This window comes from Bradyrhizobium sp. HKCCYLRH3061 (assembly GCF_051168015.1).
GTDB lineage: Bacteria > Pseudomonadota > Alphaproteobacteria > Rhizobiales > Xanthobacteraceae > Bradyrhizobium.
Window position 1 is genome coordinate 79,230 of sequence record NZ_JBNPUE010000004.1, and the last position, 21,760, is coordinate 100,989.

Sequence of the window (21,760 nt, forward strand, 5' to 3'; positions counted from 1 at the left end):
GAAACTTACCAAGGGCCATATAACACCAAAGTGGTTTCTGGAGGTCCTTCCCAATCCCGCAGATAAGCACGGGAGCTTCCAAGGTCTCTACCGAACGTTCAAACCGGACCCGGCCCGATCGACCCCCTTTGCTGCAGGGCCAATAAGGCAAGGGCGCGCAGGCAGCAGGAAGCCGCGCAATACTTGCTTCAAGTGCAACGGCGGGTGGATGAGCCGGATTGAAGAGGAGGCAAAGAGCGTTTTGCGCCCACTAATAGAGGGGCACAATCTCGCTCTCGACGCAGAAGCGCAAACTAAATTGGCCCGTCTAATCTGCCTGATAGCAATGCGCGCCGAATTCACGGACGACAAGCCGGCAATTCCAGAGATGGACCGGAATACGCTTCGCGAAACAGGCAACCCGCCACCGGACTGGCGAATATGGATTTGCAAGTTCGCGGGGACCGCTCGCGGCAAATTTTGGTACACTCGCTCGGCAGTGCTCCTGGAACCAAATGCTACTTCGAGCAATCCGCCTACGGTATTGGACACTCAGACTTCGATGTTCGTCTGGGGCCGGTTCTGCACGATAGCGTTGAGCTCCACCGTTCTTACTGACCGCACCGGGTTTGACGGTCAACTGCACCGGATCTGGCCTGTCGTCGAAGCGATAGTCGACACCAAGAAGCTCAAGCGTCTCGACGACCGGAAGGCCGCGTTACTTGCGGACGCCCTGCTACGTAGGTATTCCTAGCGCTGGTCGCCAGCTCAAAGAATCCGTGCCGCCCCTCGCGCGCAAGCAGGGAGAGAGGAGCGCGACCACGGCGCCGCATTTTAGCCGCAAGCGGCGACAAGGGGAGTTCCCCGCTTCAAACTTCCGCCCCGATGCTCTAGAAGCCCCCCATGCTCGGACGTATCTTCACGGTCGGCGGCTATACGCTGCTGTCTCGCCTTACCGGCTTTGCCCGCGATATCATGCTGGCGGCGATTCTCGGCGCCGGGCCGGTCGCCGACGCGTTCTTCATCGCGTTCCGGCTGCCGAACCATTTCCGGGCGATCTTCGCCGAGGGGGCGTTCAACGCGGCGTTCGTGCCGGCCTATGCGCATGTGCATGGCGAGAAGGGGCCGGCACAGGCCAGCCTGTTTGCCGACCGCATCTTCACGCTGCTGCTGGCCTCGCAGGTCGTGCTGCTGATCCTCGCCTGGGTGTTCATGCCGCAGGCGATGACCATTCTGGCGCCGGGCTTCACCGACGATCCGGCGCAGCGCGAGCTTGCGATCACGCTGACGCGAATCACCTTTCCCTATCTGCTGCTGATCACGCTGGTGACGCTCTATGGCGGCATGCTCAACGTGATGCAGCGCTTTGCCAGCGCGGCGGCGGCGTCGATCTTCCTCAACCTCGCCATGATGGCGACCCTGGCGCTGGCGGCGTTCTTCCCCGGTGTCGGTCACGCCGCGGCCTGGGGCGTGCTGATCTCGGGGTTCCTGCAATATTTCCTGCTCGCCGGCGATCTCGCCCGCCACGGCGGCCTGCCGCGCTTTGCGCCGCTCAAGCTCGACGACGACATCCGCGCGTTCTTCAAGGCGCTGGGACCGGCGACGCTGGGCTCGATGGGCACGCAGGTCGCGATGTTCGCCGACACCATCATCGCGACGTTCCTCCCCGCCGGCGCGATCTCGGCACTGTATTATGCCGACCGCCTCAACCAGTTGCCGATCGGCGTGATCGGCATCGCCATCGGCACCGTGCTGCTGCCGGAGATGTCGCGGCGGCTGACGGCCAACGATCACGATGGCGCCATGGAGCAGCAGCGCCGGGCGTTCGAGTTCACGCTGCTGTTCTCGGTGCCGTTCGTCGCCGCCTTCCTTGCCGTCCCCGACGTGATCACCCGCGCGATGTTCGCGCGCGGCGCCTTCACCAAGGGCGACGCCGCCGCGGCCGGGGCGACGCTCGCCGCCTATGCCGTCGGCCTGATTCCGTTCGTGATGATTCGCAGCGCGGTCTCGACCTTCTATGCGCGCAAGGACACCGCGACGCCGGTGAAGGCCTCGCTCACGGGGTTGACCGCCAACGTCGTGCTGAAGGTGCTGCTGATGGGCTCGCTCGCCCAGGTCGGACTCGCGCTGGCGACGGCCGTCGGCGCCTGGATCAATCTGCTGCTGGTGCTCGGCTTCGCCGTGCACAAGGGCTATCTGCACTTCGATCGGCGGCTCACCTCGTCGCTGCTGAAGTTCGCCGGGACCGGCGTGGTGCTTGCGGCGGCGTTGTGGGCGACGGCCCTGGTGGCGTCGACCCGGCTCGCGTCTCTCGGCCGCATGCAGGACGAAGCCGTTCTCGGTCTGCTGATCATCGTCGGCGCCGTCATCTATGTGGGCGCGATCCTCGCGCTGTTCGGTCCGCGCTGGCTCAAGGCGCTCGTGCGGCGCTGACGTTTGCGCTGCAACATCGCGTGCTGGCATGCCTGCCGAGAGTTGACCGCGCGTGTTCGGGGAGCGGCCATATGGCGTTTGCGCGAGGGCGTGATCCGCTGCAATATGCCGGCCAATCGTCGCGACAATGCAGTGGGAAGTGAAACCAGATGGCAGCTCCGATCAAGTTCGGTATGGGACAAAGCGTTCTCCGGAAAGAGGATGACGCGCTGATTCGCGGCAAGGGCCGCTATACCGACGATCTCGCGCCGGCTGCCGCCCTGCATGCGCTGGTGCTGCGCTCGCCGCATGCCCATGCCAGGTTCACCATCGACGTCACCCAGGCGCGGCTGTTGCCGGGCGTGGCGCTGATCCTGACCGCAGAGGACACCGCGGAGCTCGGCGGGCTGCCCTGCCTGTTCAACCTCGAGACCGATCCGTTCACCGCGCCACCTTATCCGATCCTCGCCAAGGACGAGGTGCGCCACGTCGGCGATGCCGTCGCCTTCGTCGTCGCCGACACGCTCGACCACGCGCGCGATGCGCTGGAGGCGATCAAGGTCGAGTGGACGACGCTGCCGGCGGTGACCGGCGTCGTGAACGCGATCAAGGCGGATGCGCCGCAAGTCTGGGCCGAGCACAAGGGCAACGTGCTGTTCGATGTCGGGATCGGCGACAAGGCGGCGGTCGCGGCGGCGTTCGCGAAGGCGCATGCGGTCGCCGAGATCCGCATCGTCAATCCGCGCGTGGTGGCGAGCTTCATGGAGACGCGTGCCGCGGTCTGCGACTACGACACCAAGCGTGATCATCTGACCCTCACCGCGGGCAGCCAGGGCAGCCATCGCCTGCGCGACATCCTCTGCCAGAACGTGCTGAAGATCCCGACCGAGAAGATGCGGGTGATCTGCCCGGACGTCGGCGGCGGCTTCGGCACAAAACTGTTTCCCTACCGGGAATACGCGCTGGTCGCGGTCGCCGCGCAGCGGCTGCGCAAGTCGGTGCGCTGGGCCGCCGACCGCTCCGAGCATTTCATGGGCGATGCGCAGGGCCGCGACAATGTCACCACCGCCAAGATGGCGCTGGCCGAGGACGGCAAGTTCCTCGCGATGGACGTCGACCTGATGGGCGACATGGGCGCCTATCTGTCGACCTTCGCACCCTACATCCCGCACGGCGGCGCCGGCATGCTGCCGGGCCTCTACGACATCCAGGCGTTCCATTGCCGGGTGCGCACGATCTTCACCCACACCGTTCCGGTCGACGCCTATCGCGGCGCGGGCCGTCCCGAGGCGGCCTACGTCATCGAGCGTCTGGTCGACGCCTGCGCGCGCAAGCTCGACATGTCCGTCGATGCGATCAGGCGCAAGAACTTCATTCCGCCGCGCGCGCTGCCCTACAAGACCGCGACCGGCAAGGTCTATGATTCCGGCGATTTCAACGCGCACCTCAAGCGCGCCATGGAGATCGCCGAGTGGAAGGAGTTTTCGAAGCGCGCCAAGGCCGCCAAGAAGCACGGTCTCATTCGCGGCATCGGGCTCGCGAGCTATGTCGAGGTCTGCGGCACCATGGGCGAGGAGACCGCCAATGTGCGGCTCGACCCGAACGGTGACGTCACCATCCTGATCGGCACGCAGTCGAGCGGGCAGGGCCACCAGACCGCCTATGCCCAGATCGTCGCCGAGCAATTCGGCCTGGCGCCGGAGCGCGTGCACATCCATCAGGGCGACACGGCCGAGATCGCGACCGGCCTCGGCACCGGCGGCTCGGCCTCGATCCCCTCCGGCGGCGTCAGCGTGCAGCGCGCCACCCATGAGCTCGGCGACAAGCTCAAGCAGATCGCGGCCGAAGCCCTCGAAGCCGGGCTCGGCGATCTTGAGATCGCCGACGGCGTGATCCGCGTCGCCGGCACCGACCGCGCGATCTCGTTTGCCGACCTCGCCAAGCGTCCCGGCGTCGATCCTGACAAGCTCAAGGGCAGCGCCACCTTCGCCAGCGCCGACGGCACCTATCCGAACGGCACCCACGTGGCCGAGGTCGAGATCGACCCGGCGACCGGCATCATCAGGATCGTCAACTACGTCATCGTCGACGATTTCGGCGTGACGCTGAATCCGCTGCTGCTGGCCGGCCAGGTGCATGGCGGTGCGGTGCAGGGCATCGGCCAGGCGCTGATGGAGCAGGTGGTCTACAGCAACTCCGACGCCCAGCTCGTCACCGGCAGCTTCATGGACTACGCGCTGCCGCGCGCCGCCGACGCGCCGTCCTTTACCTTCGAGACCCACAACGTGCCCTGCAAGACCAATCCGATGGGCGTCAAGGGCGCCGGCGAAGCGGGGGCGATCGGCTCCTGTCCGGCCGTCGTCAATGCGATCGTCGAAGCCCTCTGGCGTGAGTACAAGATCGATCACATCGACATGCCGGCGACCCCGGAGCGCGTCTGGATCGCGATCCGGGAGCAGCATCGCCGTCATAGTCTCTGAGTACTCTCCCTCCGGATCTCCTCCGATATCCGCCTCAATTCCGGAATAATCCGCCGGCTGAGGGGTTGACCAACCGAGCGACCCCGTCCGGGTGGGCTGGACGGGATTGTGACAACAAAGGAGCGAATTGATGAAGCGGACTGTCGTGGCTGTCGCAGCTTTGCTGCTAGGGGCCGGCGCCGTGATGGCACAGCAGGATCTGGTCAAGCATAGCCAGGACACGATGAAGGCCAACGCCAAGAACCTCGGCGGTGTCCTGATCGCGATGGTCAAGGGCGAGAAGCCGTATGACCAGGCCGCCGTCAATGCCGCTCTGGCCCAGCTCGAGGACACCGCCAAGAAGCTGCCGACGATGTATCCGGCGAGCCTGAAGGGCGCCAAGTTCGAGGGCGACTACGGTCCGTCGCCGAAGATCTGGGAAGACCAGGCCGGCTTCAAGGCCAAGATCGACAGCTTCGCGAAGGTCGTCACCGAGGCCAAGGCGAAGATCAAGGATCTCGACAGCCTGAAGGCGACCGCGCCGGGCATCGGCAAGGAATGTGGCGGTTGCCACGAGACCTTCCGTCTCAAGAACAGTTGATCTGACCTGCCATCCACGGGGGCGGACGCGACATTGCGTCCGCCCCCGTTTGTTTGCGCCGTACGGGCGTCCTGACGTATCACGGCGCCGCCGAGCTCCGGTAATGATCGCCGGGCCGACGATCTCCTCCTGCTGTGACGGAGCCACCATGCTACGCCGCCTCCTGCTTGCTCTCTGCGTGCTCGGCGCCGCCGGCCTGACGGTGTTCTGGTGGTTGACCCAGCCGTCGACGATCACGCTCGCAGCGGCGACGCGCGCGCCGGATCTCGCCAACGGGCAGGAGATGTTCAACATCGGTGGCTGCGCGTCCTGTCACGCCGTGCCGAACCAGCCGGATCGACTGAAGCTCGGCGGCGGCCTGCCGCTGAGCTCGCCATTCGGGACGTTCTATGCGCCCAACATCTCGCCCGATCCCACTGACGGTATCGGGCGCTGGAGCGAGGCCGAGTTCGTCAATGCGGTGGTGAGGGGCGTGTCGCCGGACGGCAGCCACTACTACCCGGCGTTTCCCTATCCCTCCTACGCGGCCGCGAAGATCGACGACGTCCGCGATCTCTTCGCCTACATGAAGACGCTGCCGCCGGTTGCGGGCGCCTCGCGCGCGCACGACATGCCATTTCCGTTCAACATCCGTCGCACCGTCGGGGTCTGGAAGCTGCTGTTCTTCGACGGCAAGCCCTTTGCCGCCAACGCCTCGCGCCCGGCGGAGTGGAATCGCGGCGCCTATCTGGTCAGCACCTTCGGCCATTGCGCCGAGTGCCACAGCCCGCGCAATGCGCTCGGCGGCATCGTCTCGGCGCAGCGGCTGGCGGGTGGGCCAGAGCCGGAAGGTCAGGGCTTCGTGCCGAACATCACCCAGAAGGGCCTGTCGGACTGGAGCGAGAGCGACATCAGCTATTTCCTCGAGACCGGACAACTGCCCGACGGCGACAACGTCGGCGGCTCGATGGCGCGGGTGATCCGCAACACCTCGCAGCTCTCGACCGAGGATCGCAAGGCGATGGCGGTCTATCTGAAATCGCTGCCGCCGGTGGAAGGCCCGCCGAAGCCGAAGAAGCCGGCAAGCTGATCAGTTCGGCGGGCGCGCGCGCTCAGGTCAGATCGGCTTGAAGCTGCCGTCGCTCTGGATCACCGTCAGCGACACCGGCGGTGGATTCTCCTTGCGCGCGTTGCCGAAGCTGACCACCAGCCCGCCGATGTCGAACTGGCCGACCTCGTTGATGATGCGGAGCAGCTCGGCGCGGGTCGGGTTCGGCCCGGTCATCGCCAGGGCGCGCGCCACCAGTCGGCCGGTGATGTAGCCCTCGAGGCCGATGAAGTCCGGCGTCTGGCTCGGATCGAGCGTCTTCATCGCGGCCTGATAGTCGGCGACGATGCGGAGGTCGGTGTCCCACGGAAACGGCACCACCTCGGAGACGACTACGCCGCGGCCTTCCGGGCCGAGCTCCTTGGCGAGCGCGTTGCCGCCGACGAAGGAGACCGCCGTAAAGGTCGGATTGAAGCCGCTGCGATGCGCCATCTTGATGAACTCGGCGCACGGGCCGTAGGTGCCGACCAGGATCACCGCTTCAGGCTCCGCGCGCCGGATGACCTTGAGCGCGGCGCCGACGGCGCGCGTGTTGCGCTCGAACGTGCCTTCGGCCGCGAGCTCGAGGCCGCGGCGATCGAGATGCGTCTTCACGCCGGCCAGTACGTCGCGGCCGAACGCGTCATCCTGATAGAAGATCGCGATGCGGGTCAGGTGAAGCTCTTCGGTGAGATACTTGATCGAGGCTTCCGCCTCCGCCGCGTAGCTCGCGCGGATGTTCACGATGTTCTGGAATTCAGGCGTCCGCAGGAATTCGGCGCCGGAGATCGGCCCGATGAAGGGGACGTCGTTGGAGGCCGCGATCGGCGCAGTGGCCATCGCGGTCGGCGTGCCGACGGCGCCGATCAGCGCGAACACCTTGTCCTCGTAGATCAGCTTGATGGTCTCGACGACCGAGCGATCGGGGTCGTAGCCGTCATTGCGGCTCAACAGCTTGAGCCTGCGTCCGTAGACGCCGCCCTTGGCGTTGAGCTCGTTGAAGGCCGCCAGCAGTCCCTGGCGCGCCGCCTGGCCCAGCGCGGCCGACGGGCCTTCCAGCGCCGCCACCTGGCCGAACATGATGGTGTCGTTGGTGACGCCGAGCTCGTCGGCGCGCGCAGACCCCAGCGGGAGCACGCCGGCGATCAAGATGAGAATGAAGGAGATCCGAAGGCTTGAAAACCAGTTCATTGCGATCTTCGATGCACGGGGTACACTTGATGACAACTCAGTCTAGGCGTGTTGAATGAAGACCTCGCTAAAGACGTAGCCCGCGCTTGATCGCGTTTTGGGCGGCCCTCAACAGTCAGCCGTTAACCAAGCCCCGGTTTCTGGTACGCCACAACGGATCATCTTTGACCGTCCTTAACTTACCGCGGCCAGCATCGGCCGCATCGTGGTGAGGGGCAGCCGTTTGGCGGGGGCCATATTGCAGGTTGAAGAGTACAGCGCACCGACGCTGCAGGAAAAGGATGATGCTCGCAGCGGTAGCGGGCGCGAGAGGCTGCGCGCGTCGTTATCGCGATACCGCCTTTATCGCCCTGCGATCATCGCGGCATGCGTCGGCGTCGTGCTGTCGGTGGTCGGGACGGTTGCCGTGGGACGCTGGGAGAACCGGCTGGCGCGCACCGATTTCGAAGGCTTGGCCGAAGCCCAGGCGATCCTGGTCCAGAACGGCGTCAACGAATATGTCAGCCGGCTGACCGCGCTGCGCACCCGCTTCGAATCCGCCAACGACGACATTACGCGCAGCGAGTACCAGACCTTCAGCGCGCGCCTGTTCGAGTCGCATCGCGGCATGCTGCGGCTGGCGTGGCTGCCGCGGATCAAGCGCAAGGAGCGCGGCGAATACGAGGCGGCGGCGATCACCGACGGCGTTCCCGCGTTTCGCATCAAGTCCTATCCCGACGGCACCGTCGCGCCGGAGAGCGACGAATACTATCCGGTCTACTTCTCCACCGAGGCGAAGACCTCGCCGGTCTACGGTCTCGACTATTGGAGCATTCCCGACCATCGCGCCGTGCTGGAGCAGTCGCGCGACTACGACGTGATCGGCGCGTTGCGCACGCGTCAGAACCTGATCAATCAGAACGAGCGCAACAACGCCGTGATGATCGGCATCCCCGTCTACGCCAAGGGGACGTCGCGCACGACGGTCGCCGACCGCCGGCGCAATCTCTCTGGCTTCATCATCGGCGTGTTCGACCTGCCGACGCTGTTGCAGTCGGTGCGCGCGAACAATCCCAACAGCCCGGCGCTCGCGATCAACCTGCTGCCGCCCGAGCGCGTGATCAATGCCTCCGGCGTGGACCCGCAGCGCTGGCCCGCGGACCCCAGCATCTGGTCGACGACCTTGCGCATCGGCGATGCCGACTGGGTCTTCCAGGCGGCGCCCGCCGGTGGCAGCCTGATGGCGAGCCACAATCGCGCGCTGGCGCTGTATGCGGCCGGCATGGCGACGACGATCTTCCTTGCCGTGTATCTCGCGCTGTCGAGCCGTAACGCCCTGCAGCTCGCCCTCGCCAATCGCCGCGTGCTCGAGCTGGCGCAGACCGACGCGCTGACCGGCCTTGCGAACCGCGCCTTCTTCCTCGAGGAAATGGAGCGCATCAACGACGAGAAGAGCGGCCGCTTCACCGTCTTCCTGCTCGACCTCGACCGCTTCAAGAACGTCAACGATTCGCTCGGCCATGGCGCCGGCGACGAGCTGCTGGTGCAGGTGGCACAGCGGCTGAGATCGCAGTTGCGCGACGAGGACGTGCTGGCCCGGCTCGGCGGCGACGAGTTCGCCCTGATCCAGGCCGGCGCCTCCGACCAGCGCGCCGCCGCGATCGAGCTCGCGCAGCGCATCACCCGACTGATCGCGGAGCCGTACCAGCTCGGCGGACAGCGCGTCGAGATCGGCACCAGCATCGGCATCTCGCTCGCGCCCCAGCACGGCCGCGACCAGGAGCACCTGCTCAAGAAGGCCGACCTCGCGCTCTACCGCTCGAAATCCGCCGGCCGCAGCTGCTACACGCTCTATGACGATGCGATGTCGGCCGAGCTCGAGGCGCGCAACACGCTCGAGGGCGATCTGCGCGACGCCATCGCGCAGTGCCAGTTCGAGGTGCACTATCAGCCGTTCTACGACGCCGAGACGCGCGAGCGGTGCGGCGTCGAGGCGCTGGTGCGCTGGCGTCATCCGGTCAAGGGGCTGGTGCCGCCGGACAAGTTCATCCCGCTTGCGGAGTCGACCGGCCTGATCGTGCCGCTCGGCGAATGGATCATCGGGCGCGCCTGCGACGACGCCACCGCATGGCCCGACGACGTCAAGATCGCCGTCAATCTGTCGCCGGTCCAGTTCAAGCAGGCCGAGCTGTTCGACGTGATCCAGTCGGCGCTCGCGCGGTCGGGCCTCGATCCGAAGCGTCTCGAGATCGAGATCACGGAGTCGGTGCTGCTGGAGCGCGCGGCCGAGAACGAGAGCTTCATCGATCGGCTGAAGGGGCTCGGCATCTCTCTGGCGCTCGACGATTTCGGCACCGGCTATTCGTCGCTGCGTTCGTTGACGGCGTTCCCGTTCAACAAGATCAAGATCGACAAGTCCTTCGTCGCCAATCTGAGCGTGCGCGACGAAAGTGCCGCCGTCATCTCATCGGTCGTGACGCTGGCGCGGGGGCTCGGCATCCAGATCACCGCCGAAGGCGTCGAGACCGAAGAGCAGCTGGTGCAACTGCGCTCGCTCGGCGTCAACTTCGCGCAAGGTTATCTGCTGGGCCGGCCGATGCCGGTCGAGCAGCTCGAGCAGCATCTGGAGATCGCCCGCGCTGCATCCGAGGCCGACGAGCCGCAGCCGGCCGAAGACGCATCCGAGGACGACGCATCCGAGGACGACGATCCGCGCTCGGCGGCCGTCGTCGCGCTCATTCCCCGGTCCGGGGCGCTGCTATCCCTCGCATCCAACGGCTGAGCGGCGAGGCGGCTTCGGCATCTGCGTCGACCGGCAGGCGTGCCAGGCCCAGCATGGCGGCCTCGCGCGCGGCGCTCGGCGTGATGCCGTAGGCGGTCTTGAACAGCCGCGTGAAATGGGCATCGGTGCCGAGCTGCCAGCGCCGCGCCACCTCGCTGATGCGCTGTGTCCGCGACCCGGTCCCGGCGAGATCGAAGAACGCGCGATGCAGGCGGCGGCTGCGGATGTAGTCGGCGATGCCGCCGATCGGCGCGAACAGGCGATAGAGCGACGCGCGCGACATCCCGAAATGCAGCGCCACCGCGTCGGCGCTGAGCTCGGGGCTCGACAGCTGCGCCTCGATGTATTGGCGGATGCGGAGCAGCGAAGCATCCGGCGTCGCGCTGCGGTCGGCATCGAGGCGTTCGAGCTCGCCGCGCAGGCAGGCCGAGATCAGCGCGATCGTGCCCTCGACCGCGGCCTGGCACTCGTCGAAACTCATGCGCGGCGCACAGTCGAGCAGTGCGCCGAAATGCCGCGCCAGCAGCGGCGCCAGCGCGCCGCTGCGCGGCAGCACCAGGCCGTGCAGGTCGTCGACCTGCAGCAGGCGCGCATCGAACATCGGACGGGGAACGACCAAGGTAATGTTCTCGAACGGCGTCGCGCGCGTTTCGAGTGTCTGGGCGAGATCGAGCACGCAGAGGTCGCCGGCCTCGACCCGGATCGGCGCGGCCGCCGCGACCCCCTCATAGCTGCCGCTCACGTAGAGCTGCAGGATGATGTGGTCGACGCCGCTGCGGGCAATGGTCTCGGCCGATCGGCGGAACCGCTGGCCGCTCGCCCGGGCCGATCCGAGCAGCACGGAGCCCAGCGCGTAGGACAGCACGTCCGCCCTGAACGGAGCGGCCTCGCCGGCCGCGAGCTCGTCGACCTCGAAGAACGTCGAAGTGGCCTCGCGCCACGCCGCAATGTTCGCCTCGGTGTCCATCTGCTCGGCGCAAAAGCCGTAGCTCGGCAGCAGGGACGAAACGGCTTTGATCTCACTCTTCACACGGCGCCGCAGTCATTCTTGAGTTTTCGTCTCAACCTCTTGATCGACCGTATCGGATCGGTTGCTCGCCTTGACCGGGTGCTCCGCGCACCCGCTATAGAACGCCTATCGCCAAGTTGCCGAAAGGGAAAGCCGGGCCGTTCGACGGTCCCCCATTGCCCCTCACGATCGAAAGGTCCGGCTTTCCGGCCCACTGGCGCGAATTGGCGGACAACGGTCTCCGGCCGCCACCGTCTTTCATGACGAAACCATGCTTGACCCATTTTCAGGACCTCGGCGCCCGTCGGTCACGACGGGCGCCTTTGTCGTGGGGCAGGCGACCGACGGGCAGGCACCGGGTCAGGATGAGCGCGTCGCTAGGTGGCGCCGAAGGCCTTGAACGTGATGATGGTGTGGGTGTCCTGAATGCCGGGCAGGACCTGGACCTTCTCGTTCACGAAGTGGCCGATGTCGGTGTCATTGTCGACGTAGAACTTCACCAGCAGGTCGTAATTTCCCGCCGTCGAGTAGATCTCGGAGGCGATCTCGGCTTCCGCCAGCGCATTGGCGACCGTGTAGGACTGGCCGAGCTTGCACTTGATCTGGACGAAGAAGGGAACCATTGCGGGCTGTCTCCGGAAGGCATCTTTCGCCTCAATATAGCGTTTTCCGGCGAAGTCGATACGCTTTCTCCGGCGACCGGGCCTGCTTGCCGGGCGCGGCCGGCCCGCGCTAGGAAGGGGCATGAGCACCCCCGTCGCACTCACCATCGCCGGTTCGGATTCCTCCGGGGGAGCCGGTATCCAGGCCGACCTCAAGACCTTCGCGGCGCTCGGCGTCTACGGCGCCTCGGTGCTGACAGCGCTGACCGCCCAGAACACCAGGGGCGTGACCGGGGTGCACCTGGTGCCGCCCGATTTCGTCACGGCGCAGATCGATGCGGTGTTCGATGACCTCGACGTCGGCGCGGTCAAGATCGGCATGGTGGCGCAGGCGCCGATCGCCGACGCCATCGCGGCAAGCCTTGCGCGCTGGCGGCCGCGGCATGTCGTGCTCGATCCCGTGATGGTCGCGACCTCGGGCGCGCGGCTGTTGCCGGAGGATGCGATCGACGCGCTGCGCCGCCGGCTGATCCCCCAGGCGACGCTGATCACGCCGAACCTGCCCGAGGCGGCCGCGCTGCTCGACGAGCCGGTCGCTGATACGGACGAGGCGATCGCGGCGCAAGGCCGCCGGCTGCTCGCGCTCGGCTGTCCGGCCGTACTGATCAAGGGCGGTCACGGGCAGGGCGCCGACAGCACCGATTACCTGATCACATCAGCGACCAGCATCCCGTTGCCGTCGCCGCGCATCGACACGAAGAACACCCACGGCACGGGCTGTTCGCTGTCGTCGGCCGTGGCCGCAGGGCTGGCGAAGGGGGAGAGCCTCGAGGCGGCCGTGCGCAACGCCAAGGCCTTCATCTCCGGCGCGATCGCGGCGGCCGATCGCTTCACGGTCGGACACGGCCACGGCCCGGTGCATCATCTCCACCGCTATTATTGAGGTCACACGGTTTTGAGACCGCAGTCTGCGGTCCATGCTACGTGGAGACGGTCCGTCGATCATCACCGACGGCGCGCAGATCAGGGGATCACTGATGAGGACAGGTATCGTCGCGGCTCTGGCTGTTGCGCTCGCCGGCATCGTTGCGACGCCCGCGCTGGCGGAGCGCGCCTATTCGGCCGAGGAGGAGCGCAACGAGCAGATCGTGCTCGACTTCTATGAGCAGGGGCTCAACCGCAAGGATTTCGCTGCCGCCTCGAAATATCTCGGCAGATACATCCAGCACAATCCGAGCGCCGAGGATGGCCCGGAGGGATTTCGCAAGTTCATCGAATTCCTGAAGGCGAAGTATCCGCAGTCCCGCAGCGAGATCACCAAGGTGCTGGTCGATGGCGACTTCGTCATCCTGCGCGTGCATGCCGTCCGCGAGCCCGGCACCCGCGGCAACGCGATCGTCGACATCTTCCGCCTGAACGACGGCAAGATCGAAGAACACTGGGATTCGGTGCAGCCGATCCCGGAGCAGTCGGCCAACACCAACGGCATGTTCTAGCGCCGCGGCGCGGCCGCTCACTTCTGCTGGGCGGCCTCGATCTCGCGCGAAGGCCCGTTGCTGATGCGCGCCCGATACTCGCCCGGCGATTCACCGAACCAGCGGTTCGAGGCGCGGAAGAACGTGCTCTGGTCGGCGTAGCCGAGCAGGTAGCCGATGTCGGTCAGCGACAGGCGCTGATCGGCGAGATGGCGCTGGGCGAGCTCGCGCCTGGTCTCGTCGACGAGATCGCTGAACGAGATGCCCTCGTCGGCGAGCCGTCGCTGGAAGGTGCGATCGCTCAGGCCCAGCGCAGCCGCGATGGCCGAGCGCAACGGGCTGCCGTCCGGAAGCAGCTTGGCGATCGCGACGCGCGCGCGATACGCGGTGTCGGTCTTGACCAGGCGCTCCAGCGCCTCGTCAGCGATGCGATCGTGGATCGGCATCAGCTCGGGCGCGGAGGTCGTCAGCTTGCAGGCGAGATCCTCTCCCGACACCAGGAAGCCATTGAACGGGGCATCGAACTCGAGCGGTGACTGGAACGCCCTGTTGTAGGCCGCGATCGACAGCGGCACCGCATGCGAGAAGCGCGCCGCGAGCGGCGTCAGCGGCCGGTCCAGCATCCAGCGGCACAGATTGAGCAGATTGATGATGCCGTAATCGTAGCGCTGCCGCGGGATCGGGCATTCGCCGCCATAGACGTCGGTGCGCACCCAGCGGCCGCCCGGGCCGTCCTCCAGCGTGATCGCGACGGCGTCGCTGACGAGACACATGTAGCGGATCAGCCGGGTCAGGCCGGTCTGCAGATCGGGGCTCGACATCATGGCGTAGCCGGCGACGCCGTAGTTGTGTGGGCGTGGGGCTGCGACATTGACGAGGCCGATATCGGGATTGCCCGAACGCTCGGCCGCCAGCACCCACAACCGGCTCAGCGCCTCGGTCGGCCAGCGGCGGTCGCAATCGTCGAGATCGTCGATCGACAGACCGACCTCGGCGAACAGCGCGGCGGCATCCAGACCTTGCTCGTTCAGCGTCGTCGCAACGCCGCGCATCCAGGACGACGATGTGGTTCGAATCTGCTGATCCATCCCTTGGCCTTCTGGAGCCAGTGCTTTGGCATCCTCGGGTCATTGTGCAGATGCACATGAGACTGCATAGCACCTGATATTGGCGATCGCGATACCAAAATCGGTGGTGCGACCGCATGGCTGGCGCGCAGGAGAAATCATGCCCGTTCTGAAAACCAATGACGGCACAGAGATTTACTACAAGGATTGGGGCTCCGGCCAGCCGATCGTGTTCAGCCATGGCTGGCCGCTGTCAGCCGATGATTGGGATGCGCAGATGCTGTTCTTCCTCAATCACGGCTTTCGCGTCATTGCCCACGATCGCCGCGGCCATGGCCGCTCGGCCCAGGTCGCCGACGGTCACGACATGGACCACTATGCCGACGATCTCGCGGCACTGACCGCACATCTCGATCTCAACAGCGCGATCCATGTCGGCCATTCGACCGGCGGCGGTGAGGTCGTGCACTACCTCGCGCGCCATGGCGAGAGCCGCGCGGCCAAGGCTGCGATCATCGCCGCGGTGCCGCCGCTGATGGTGCAGACCGCGGCGAATCCGGGCGGACTGCCGAAATCCGTGTTCGACGACTTCCAGACCCAGGTCGCCACGCGCCGCGCGGAATTCTATCGCGACGTCGCCGCTGGGCCGTTCTACGGCTACAACAAGCCTGGCGCCAAGCCGTCCGAGGCCGTGATCCAGAACTGGTGGCGCCAGGGCATGATGGGCAGCGCCAAGGCGCATTACGACGGCGTCGTCGCCTTCTCGCAGACCGACTTCACCGAGGATCTCAAGACGATCACCTTGCCGGTGCTGGTCATGCACAGCGAGGACGACCAGATCGTGCCCTACGCGGATTCCGCGCCGCTGTCGGCCAGGCTGCTGAAGAACGGCGTGCTGAAGACCTACAAGGGCTTTCCGCACGGCATGCCGACCACGGAAGCCGAGACCATCAACGCCGACCTGCTGTCCTTCATCAAGAGCTGATCAGGGGAGGCTTGCATGACCTGGGGAATTCCGACGGCCCTGTTTCTTCAGATCCACGTGGTGCTGAGCCTGATTGGAATCGCGACCGGGCTCGTGACGCTCGCCGGCATGCTGGCAGGCCGCCATCTGGCGGCCTGGGCGGCGCTGTTCCTGGTGACGACCTTCCTCACCGGGGTGACCGGCTTTCCGCTGCCGCCGTTCGGTCTCGACCCGCCGCGCATGATCGGCATCATCCTGCTCGCGCTGCTGATTGCGGCCAGCGCCGCTCTCTATGCGTTCGGGCTGTCGGGATGGTGGCGACGGGTCTATGTCGTCACCGCGCTGCTCTCGCTCTATCTCAACGTCTTCGTCGCGATCGTGCAGTCGTTCCAGAAGATCGGCGTGCTCAATGCGCTGGCGCCGACGCAGAGCGAGCCGCCGTTCGCGGCAGCTCAGCTCGTCACGCTCGCTCTGTTCATTGCTTTCGGTGTCTTCTCGTGGCGGCGTTTCGCACCCACCGCGCTGGCGCCGCGAGCTTCGCTCACCTGATCCGTTCGGTCTTTCAAGGAGAACCTCGTGTCCAAGCTCGAAATGCTGACCCCGCAGAACTGCGCCGTGGCGCTGATCGACTATCAGCCCGCGATGTATCAGGGCGTGCAGTCGCATGATCGCCTCGGCGTGTTCAACAACATCCAGATCGTCGCCAAGGCGGCCAAGCTGTTCAAGATTCCGACGGTGCTCACCACGGTCGCCAAGGACTCGTTCTCCGGTCCCTTCATGCCGGAAGTGACCGAGCTGTTTCCGGAGCACGACATCGTCGACCGCACGGCGATGAACTCCTGGCTCGATGCCGGCTTCCGCAAGCAGGTCGCCGCCACCGGCCGCAAGAAGTTCATCATCGCGGGACTCTGGACCGAGGCCTGTGTGCTGTTCCCGACGCTCGACATGCTGCGCGAAGGCTATGAGATCTACATCCCGGCCGATGCCTGCGGCGACCTGTCGCTCGAAGCGCACAACCGGGCGATGGATCGCGCGGTGCAGGCCGGCGCGGTGCCGATCACCTCGTGCCAGTTCGCCTTCGAGCTGCAGCAGGACTGGGCACGGGCCGAGACCTATGACGGCATGATGGAGATCCTGAAGGCGCATTCGCCCTACGGCATCCAGATCCGCTTCTCGAAATGGGCGCTCGGCGAGCACGCCTCGGAAGGCGGCGCAAAGTAGCCCTGGGACGAACGATGAAGATCTATCTGTTCTCGCTCGGGGCGGGGCTTTTGGTCGGCGTGGTCTACAGCCTGCTTCAGGTCCGCTCGCCGGCGCCGCCATTGGTGGCGCTGATCGGCCTGCTCGGCATTCTCGTCGGAGAGCAGGTGATCCCCGTGGGCAGGCAGCTCCTGAACGGCACCACGCTTGCTGCCGCGTGGCAGAAGGCGGCCTGCGCCACGCACATCTTCGGCCTGCTGCCCGGCCATCACGGACGGGCAGACACAACCATCGCTCCGGCGCGGGACGAGAAGACCTCATGACCGATCATCCCGACCTCATCCTGCGTCGCGGCCTGTTCACGACGCTCGATCGCTCCAATCCCGCGGCGAGCGCGGTCGCGATCAAGGACGGCGTGTTCACCGCGGTCGGCCACGAGCAGGACGTGATGAAGCTCGCCGGCCCCAGGACGAAGGTCATCGATCTCAAGGGCCGTCGCGTGCTGCCTGGCCTGATCGACAATCACCTGCACATCATCCGCGGCGGGCTCAACTTCAACATGGAGCTGCGCTGGGACGGTGTGCGCTCGCTCGCGGACGCGATGGCGATGCTCAAGGCCCAGGTCGCCATCACGCCGCCGCCGCAATGGGTGCGCGTGGTCGGCGGCTTCACCGAGCATCAGTTCGCCGAGAAGCGGCTGCCGACCATCGACGAACTCAACGCCGTCGCGCCTGACACCCCGGTGTTCCTGCTGCATCTCTATGATCGTGCGATTCTCAACGGCGCCGCGCTGCGCGCCGTCGGCTACGACAAGCACACGCCGCAACCGCCCGGCGGCGAGATCGCGCGTGATGCCGAGGGCAATCCGACCGGTCTGCTGCTCGCCAAGCCGAACGCCGCCATACTCTATGCGACGCTCGCCAAGGGACCGAAACTGCCGTTTGACTATCAGCTCAATTCCACCCGGCACTTCATGCGCGAATTGAACCGCCTCGGCGTCACCGGCGCGATCGACGCGGGCGGCGGCTTCCAGAACTATCCGGACGACTATGCCGTGATCCAGAAGCTGGCCGATGACGGCCAGCTCACGATCCGGCTCGCCTACAATCTGTTCACGCAGAAGCCAAAGGGCGAGAAGGACGATTTCCTGCGCTGGACGCAAAGCTCGACCTACAAGCAGGGCAACGACTATTTCCGCCACAACGGCGCCGGCGAGATGCTGGTGTTCTCGGCCGCCGATTTCGAGGATTTTCGCGTACCGCGGCCGGACATGCCGGCCGAGATGGAAGGCGAGCTCGAAGAGGTGGTGCGCATCCTCGTCCAGAACAAATGGCCGTGGCGGCTGCACGCCACCTATGACGAGACCATCTCGCGCGCGCTCGACGTGTTCGAGAAGGTCAACCAGGATACGCCGCTCGAGGGTCTCAACTGGTTCTTCGATCATGCCGAAACGATCTCGGACCAGTCGATCGACCGCATCGCCGCGCTCGGCGGCGGCATCGCCGTGCAGCACCGCATGGCCTATCAGGGCGAGTACTTCGTCGAGCGCTACGGCTTTGGCGCGGCCGAGGCGACGCCGCCGGTGAAGAAGATCCTCGACAAGGGCGTCAAGGTCTCCGCCGGCACCGATGCGACCCGCGTCGCCTCCTACAATCCCTGGGTCTCGCTGTCCTGGCTGGTCACCGGCCGCACCGTCGGCGGCCTGCGGCTGTATCCCCAGCGCAACTGCCTCGATCGCGAGACCGCTTTGCGGATGTGGACCGAGAACGTCACCTGGTTCTCCAATGAAGAGGGCCGCAAGGGCCGCATCGAGGTCGGCCAGTTCGCCGATCTGATTGTGCCGGACCGCGACTTCTTCTCGTGTCCCGAGGCCGAGATCGCCGACATCACCAGCGATCTCACCATGGTCGGCGGCCGCGTCGTCTATGCGGCGTCAGATTTCAAGATGCTGGACGACTCCGCGCCGCCGCCGGCGATGCCGGACTGGTCGCCGGTGCGTCGCTTCGGCGGTTACGGCGCGTGGCTCGCGAAGGATGAGACCGGCGCGGTGCGTGCCCAGGCGATGCAGATGTGCGGCTGCGCCAATGCCTGCGGCATGCATGGCCACGACCATGCACGGTCCTGGTCGAGCCAGTTGCCGATCGCCGACCTCAAGAGCTTCTGGGGCGCGCTCGGCTGCGCCTGCTGGGCGGTGTGATGGCCGTGATCCCGGACACGCCGCGGCCGGTCGCAGCGGTGCTCGCCTGGCCGTGGCTCTGGCCCGCGGCGCGGCTCGCGCTCGTCTCGGCCTATGTGATCGGCGGCGTCCAGAAGCTGATGGATTTTCCCGGTGCCGTCGCCGAGCAGGCCCATTTCGGCCTGCAGCCGGCGGCGCTGTGGGCGGTCGCTGCAATCGCCGTCGAGCTGATCGGCTCGCTGCTCGTCGTGGTCAACCGCTTCGCCTGGCTCGGCGCCGGTGCGCTCGGCGTGCTCACCTTCGTCGCCATGCTCACCGCCAACGACTTCTGGCACATGGAGGGCCATGACCGCTTCGTGGCGCTCAATTCCTTCTTCGAGCATCTCGGCCTGATCGCCGGTCTCGTGCTCGTCTCCATCATGTCCTGGCGCGCGCGCCGCGCCTGATCCGGTCTCCATTTGTCTGAGGTTGTCATGATCCGCTCCCGTCATCTGCTCGGCGTACTCGTTGCCACCGCCTTGTTCGGCGCTCCCGCATTCGCCAAGGACACCGCGCGGCTCGTGGGCGTCGGCGCGCAATACGACACGACGCATGTCTATGTCGCGCCCGACGACGTCGAGAAGTTCGTCACGAGCTTCCTCGCCACCTTCGGCGGCCAGAGCACCAAGCAGGTCGTCGCGACGGTGACGCCGACGCCGAGCAGCACGACCTCGCAGCTGCTGCAGACGCCGGTCGGCACGGTGTCGCTGTTCGGCTTCAAGACTCCGATCCCGTATCCGTTCGGCGCAGAGCGCACCGGCTATCTCGTCACCGACATGGACGCCGCCATCAAGGCCGCCAGGGCCGCCGGCGCCGACGTCGTCGTCTCGCCGTTTCCCGATCCGATCGGCCGCGATGCCGTGATCCAGTGGCCGGGCGGCGTCAACATGCAGCTCTACTGGCACACGACCAAGCCGTCCTACGCCGCGTTCGAGAAGGTTCCGGAGAACCGCGTCTATGTCTCGGCCGATCGCGCCGAGGCGTTTACCCGCGCCTTCCTGCGGTTCTCAAAGGGCAAGGTGATCTCCGACGAGGCCAAGGCGCCGGGCGTCGAGATCGGCCGGCCCAACGACCGCTACCGGCGCATCCGCATCGAGTCGGTGTTCGGCCGCATGACCGTGCTCGTCACCGATGGCCATCTGCCATATCCGTTCGGCCGCGAGATGACCGGCTATGAGGTCGCCGACCTCAAGGCCACGCTCGACAAGGCCAAGGCTTCGGGCGCGACCGTGCTGGTCGAGCCGTTCACGGCGGACAAGCGCGAGCAGGCGCTGGTGCAGTTTCCCGGCGGCTATGTCGCGGAAATCCATGCGCTGGTAAAGTAGCGCCATCGGCGGATGGAGAGGCGCGTGCGGATGGCTGGGGCACTGACGAGGACGGCCGCGGCGCTTGCGATGGTCGCGGTGTCGTGCGGCCTGGCCGCCGCCGAGGACGCCCGTCCCGCCATTCGCACCAATCGCTGGCAGGAGGACTGGTCCGTCCTCGCCAATCCGGCGCTGCGCACGGAGCCGTTCGATCCGATCAAGTACATTCCGCTGCAGGCCGGCGTGCCGCAGAGCTATGTCTCGTTCGGCATGACCCTGCGCGAGCGGTTCGAGAGCCTGGACGCGGCGAGCTTCGGCATCGGCGGCGCCAAGCCCGATCAGCACGTCCTGCAGCGGCTGCAGATCCATGCCGACGCGCATTTCGACGAGCATTGGCAGGCCTTCGTCCAGCTCGAGGACGCGAGAGCCTTCGGCAAGGCCAACATCACGTCGGTCGACCAGAACCCGCTCGATCTCCGGCTCGCCTTCCTCGCTTATGTCAATGCGACGGAGAAGGGCACGTTCAAGGCCCGGGTCGGGCGGCAGGATTTCGACTTCGACCTGCAGCGCTTCGTCTCCTCGCGCGACGGGCCGAACGTGCGCCAGTCCTTCGACGCGCTGTGGGCCGACTGGGAGAGCGGCCCGTGGCGCTTCATCGGCTTCGTCAGCCAGCCGGTGCAATACAAGCTGGTGCGCCCGTTCGACGACACGTCGAACGGATCGTTCCTCTTCCACACCTTCCGCGTCGAGCGCCAGGTGCTCGGCACCAACGAGCTGTCGTCGTATTATTCCTACTATCAGCGTGACGATGCGCGCTTCCTCGATGCCGCAGGCCTCGAGCAGCGCCACGTGCTGGACATCCGCTTCGCCGGCAAGCTCGCCGGCTTCGACTGGGATCTCGAGGCGATGGGGCAGGCGGGTTCGGTCGGGGCGAAGCAGATCCGCGCCTGGGGCGCCGGCGCGCGCGCCGGCTACACCTTCGCCGACGTCGTCTGGCAGCCGCGCATCGGCCTTCAGCTCGACGGCGCCTCCGGCGACCGCCATCCCGGTGACGGCAAAATCGAGACCTTCAATCCGCTGTTCCCGAACGGCTACTACTTCACGCTGGCCGGCTTCACCGGCTACACCAACCTGATTCACCTCAAACCGTCGCTGACGGTGAGGCCCATGACAGATCTCTCATTCATGGCCGCGATCGGCCTGCAATGGCGCGCGACCAATGCTGACGCGATCTACGTCCAGCCCAATGTCGCGGTCGCCGGCACCGCGGGGCAGGGCAGCTCGTGGTCCGGCGCCTATGCGCAGCTGCGCGCCGACTATCGCTTCAACGCCAACCTCACGGGCGCGTTGGAAGCCGTGCACTATGAGATCGGCGACACGCTGCGCCGCGCCGGCGGCCACGACAGCAACTACATCGGCATCGAGCTGAAATACGCGCTCTGAACAACGAAAGCA

General features: G+C 66.2%; 20 protein-coding genes. 16 read left to right on the forward strand and 4 right to left on the reverse strand.

The genetic code is table 11. From position 1 onward, the window contains the following. The first annotated feature begins 208 nt into the window (after positions 1-208). From ACQR2C_RS09660 to ACQR2C_RS09680, 5 genes are all read left to right on the forward strand, one after another. The gene (locus ACQR2C_RS09660) at positions 209-733 is read left to right on the forward strand and encodes a hypothetical protein (RefSeq protein WP_434881004.1); all 525 of its coding nucleotides are present in this window, start codon (positions 209-211) and stop codon (positions 731-733) included. Between the two features lie 149 nt (positions 734-882). Continuing rightward, positions 883-2,412 carry a murein biosynthesis integral membrane protein MurJ gene (gene murJ, locus ACQR2C_RS09665; protein WP_434847262.1) on the forward strand — a complete coding sequence of 510 codons (1,530 nt, stop codon included), beginning with the start codon at positions 883-885 and terminating at the stop codon, positions 2,410-2,412. 149 nt (positions 2,413-2,561) lie between these two features. Further along, positions 2,562-4,871 carry a xanthine dehydrogenase family protein molybdopterin-binding subunit gene (locus ACQR2C_RS09670; RefSeq protein WP_434847261.1) on the forward strand — a complete coding sequence of 770 codons (2,310 nt, stop codon included), beginning with the start codon at positions 2,562-2,564 and terminating at the stop codon, positions 4,869-4,871. Between the two features lie 130 nt (positions 4,872-5,001). Further along, positions 5,002-5,451, forward strand: a complete 450-nt coding sequence (locus ACQR2C_RS09675) for a c-type cytochrome (protein ID WP_315805319.1) — start codon at positions 5,002-5,004, stop codon at positions 5,449-5,451. Positions 5,452-5,599: 148 nt separating this feature from the next. Further along, complete coding sequence (locus tag ACQR2C_RS09680; protein WP_434872536.1) at positions 5,600-6,520, forward strand: c-type cytochrome; 921 nt, start codon at positions 5,600-5,602, stop codon at positions 6,518-6,520. Between the two features lie 27 nt (positions 6,521-6,547). Here the strand turns inward: ACQR2C_RS09680 and ACQR2C_RS09685 are convergent, their stop codons facing one another. Next, the gene (locus ACQR2C_RS09685; RefSeq protein ID WP_315805321.1) at positions 6,548-7,708 is read right to left on the reverse strand and encodes an ABC transporter substrate-binding protein; all 1,161 of its coding nucleotides are present in this window, start codon (positions 7,706-7,708) and stop codon (positions 6,548-6,550) included. Positions 7,709-7,946: 238 nt separating this feature from the next. Between ACQR2C_RS09685 and ACQR2C_RS09690 the strand changes: the two genes are divergently transcribed. Continuing rightward, positions 7,947-10,469: a bifunctional diguanylate cyclase/phosphodiesterase gene (locus ACQR2C_RS09690; RefSeq protein WP_315805322.1), complete on the forward strand. Its 2,523-nt coding sequence runs from the start codon at positions 7,947-7,949 to the stop codon at positions 10,467-10,469. Here ACQR2C_RS09690 and ACQR2C_RS09695 read toward each other — a convergent pair. Both ACQR2C_RS09695 and ACQR2C_RS09700 read right to left on the reverse strand, forming a co-directional pair. After that, a complete protein-coding gene (locus tag ACQR2C_RS09695; protein WP_434881097.1) occupies positions 10,423-11,487 on the reverse strand; it encodes a helix-turn-helix domain-containing protein in 1,065 nt (354 codons plus the stop codon). The two genes, ACQR2C_RS09690 and ACQR2C_RS09695, sit on opposite strands and share 47 nt — an antisense overlap. A 368-nt stretch (positions 11,488-11,855) precedes the next feature. After that, entirely contained in the window at positions 11,856-12,101 is a 246-nt protein-coding gene (locus ACQR2C_RS09700; RefSeq protein ID WP_315805323.1) for an Lrp/AsnC ligand binding domain-containing protein, read from the reverse strand. Between the two features lie 121 nt (positions 12,102-12,222). Here ACQR2C_RS09700 and thiD point away from each other — a divergent pair, with 121 nt between their 5' ends. Then, entirely contained in the window at positions 12,223-13,023 is an 801-nt protein-coding gene (gene thiD, locus ACQR2C_RS09705; RefSeq protein WP_315805324.1) for a bifunctional hydroxymethylpyrimidine kinase/phosphomethylpyrimidine kinase, read from the forward strand. 94 nt (positions 13,024-13,117) lie between these two features. Continuing rightward, positions 13,118-13,576: a nuclear transport factor 2 family protein gene (locus tag ACQR2C_RS09710; protein ID WP_434881005.1), complete on the forward strand. Its 459-nt coding sequence runs from the start codon at positions 13,118-13,120 to the stop codon at positions 13,574-13,576. A 17-nt stretch (positions 13,577-13,593) separates the two neighbouring features. On the opposite strand, the gene ACQR2C_RS09715 is transcribed toward ACQR2C_RS09710, so the two are convergent. Continuing rightward, positions 13,594-14,643: an AraC family transcriptional regulator gene (locus ACQR2C_RS09715; RefSeq protein ID WP_434881006.1), complete on the reverse strand. Its 1,050-nt coding sequence runs from the start codon at positions 14,641-14,643 to the stop codon at positions 13,594-13,596. 139 nt (positions 14,644-14,782) lie between these two features. On the opposite strand from ACQR2C_RS09715, the gene ACQR2C_RS09720 reads away from it, so the two are divergent. From ACQR2C_RS09720 to ACQR2C_RS09755, 8 genes are read left to right on the forward strand one after another with little or no spacing between them, the layout of a single operon-like run. Beyond that, positions 14,783-15,607 (forward strand): alpha/beta fold hydrolase, encoded by an 825-nt coding sequence (locus ACQR2C_RS09720; protein WP_315805327.1) that lies wholly within the window; start codon positions 14,783-14,785, stop codon positions 15,605-15,607. Between the two features lie 15 nt (positions 15,608-15,622). Next, positions 15,623-16,135 carry a hypothetical protein gene (locus ACQR2C_RS09725; protein WP_315805328.1) on the forward strand — a complete coding sequence of 171 codons (513 nt, stop codon included), beginning with the start codon at positions 15,623-15,625 and terminating at the stop codon, positions 16,133-16,135. A 27-nt stretch (positions 16,136-16,162) separates the two neighbouring features. Further along, positions 16,163-16,807, forward strand: coding sequence for a hydrolase (locus ACQR2C_RS09730; RefSeq protein WP_315712755.1), 645 nt, complete (start codon positions 16,163-16,165; stop codon positions 16,805-16,807). Between the two features lie 14 nt (positions 16,808-16,821). After that, positions 16,822-17,109 carry a XapX domain-containing protein gene (locus ACQR2C_RS09735; RefSeq protein ID WP_434881007.1) on the forward strand — a complete coding sequence of 96 codons (288 nt, stop codon included), beginning with the start codon at positions 16,822-16,824 and terminating at the stop codon, positions 17,107-17,109. Continuing rightward, positions 17,106-18,983, forward strand: a complete 1,878-nt coding sequence (locus ACQR2C_RS09740) for an amidohydrolase (RefSeq protein ID WP_434881008.1) — start codon at positions 17,106-17,108, stop codon at positions 18,981-18,983. The genes ACQR2C_RS09735 and ACQR2C_RS09740 overlap by 4 nt, the downstream gene beginning before the upstream one ends. Next, positions 18,983-19,408, forward strand: coding sequence for a DoxX family protein (locus ACQR2C_RS09745; RefSeq protein ID WP_434881009.1), 426 nt, complete (start codon positions 18,983-18,985; stop codon positions 19,406-19,408). The genes ACQR2C_RS09740 and ACQR2C_RS09745 overlap by 1 nt, the downstream gene beginning before the upstream one ends. A 27-nt stretch (positions 19,409-19,435) precedes the next feature. Next, the gene (locus tag ACQR2C_RS09750; protein ID WP_316182948.1) at positions 19,436-20,326 is read left to right on the forward strand and encodes a glyoxalase; all 891 of its coding nucleotides are present in this window, start codon (positions 19,436-19,438) and stop codon (positions 20,324-20,326) included. 12 nt (positions 20,327-20,338) lie between these two features. Continuing rightward, positions 20,339-21,748: an alginate export family protein gene (locus ACQR2C_RS09755; RefSeq protein ID WP_434881010.1), complete on the forward strand. Its 1,410-nt coding sequence runs from the start codon at positions 20,339-20,341 to the stop codon at positions 21,746-21,748. Positions 21,749-21,760 lie beyond the last annotated feature (12 nt).

Excerpts from the sequence above, each read along its gene's own strand:
- ACQR2C_RS09660 (WP_434881004.1), top strand. The coding sequence starts at position 209 with ATGAGCCGGATTGAAGAGGAGGCAAAGAGCGTTTTGCGCCCACTAATA.
- murJ (WP_434847262.1), top strand. The coding sequence starts at position 883 with ATGCTCGGACGTATCTTCACGGTCGGCGGCTATACGCTGCTGTCTCGC.
- ACQR2C_RS09670 (WP_434847261.1), top strand. The coding sequence starts at position 2,562 with ATGGCAGCTCCGATCAAGTTCGGTATGGGACAAAGCGTTCTCCGGAAA.
- ACQR2C_RS09675 (WP_315805319.1), top strand. The coding sequence starts at position 5,002 with ATGAAGCGGACTGTCGTGGCTGTCGCAGCTTTGCTGCTAGGGGCCGGC.
- ACQR2C_RS09680 (WP_434872536.1), top strand. The coding sequence starts at position 5,600 with ATGCTACGCCGCCTCCTGCTTGCTCTCTGCGTGCTCGGCGCCGCCGGC.
- ACQR2C_RS09685 (WP_315805321.1), bottom strand. The coding sequence starts at position 7,708 with ATGAACTGGTTTTCAAGCCTTCGGATCTCCTTCATTCTCATCTTGATC.
- ACQR2C_RS09700 (WP_315805323.1), bottom strand. The coding sequence starts at position 12,101 with ATGGTTCCCTTCTTCGTCCAGATCAAGTGCAAGCTCGGCCAGTCCTAC.
- thiD (WP_315805324.1), top strand. The coding sequence starts at position 12,223 with ATGAGCACCCCCGTCGCACTCACCATCGCCGGTTCGGATTCCTCCGGG.
- ACQR2C_RS09710 (WP_434881005.1), top strand. The coding sequence starts at position 13,118 with ATGAGGACAGGTATCGTCGCGGCTCTGGCTGTTGCGCTCGCCGGCATC.
- ACQR2C_RS09715 (WP_434881006.1), bottom strand. The coding sequence starts at position 14,643 with ATGGATCAGCAGATTCGAACCACATCGTCGTCCTGGATGCGCGGCGTT.
- ACQR2C_RS09720 (WP_315805327.1), top strand. The coding sequence starts at position 14,783 with ATGCCCGTTCTGAAAACCAATGACGGCACAGAGATTTACTACAAGGAT.
- ACQR2C_RS09725 (WP_315805328.1), top strand. The coding sequence starts at position 15,623 with ATGACCTGGGGAATTCCGACGGCCCTGTTTCTTCAGATCCACGTGGTG.
- ACQR2C_RS09735 (WP_434881007.1), top strand. The coding sequence starts at position 16,822 with ATGAAGATCTATCTGTTCTCGCTCGGGGCGGGGCTTTTGGTCGGCGTG.
- ACQR2C_RS09740 (WP_434881008.1), top strand. The coding sequence starts at position 17,106 with ATGACCGATCATCCCGACCTCATCCTGCGTCGCGGCCTGTTCACGACG.
- ACQR2C_RS09745 (WP_434881009.1), top strand. The coding sequence starts at position 18,983 with ATGGCCGTGATCCCGGACACGCCGCGGCCGGTCGCAGCGGTGCTCGCC.
- ACQR2C_RS09750 (WP_316182948.1), top strand. The coding sequence starts at position 19,436 with ATGATCCGCTCCCGTCATCTGCTCGGCGTACTCGTTGCCACCGCCTTG.
- ACQR2C_RS09755 (WP_434881010.1), top strand. The coding sequence starts at position 20,339 with ATGGAGAGGCGCGTGCGGATGGCTGGGGCACTGACGAGGACGGCCGCG.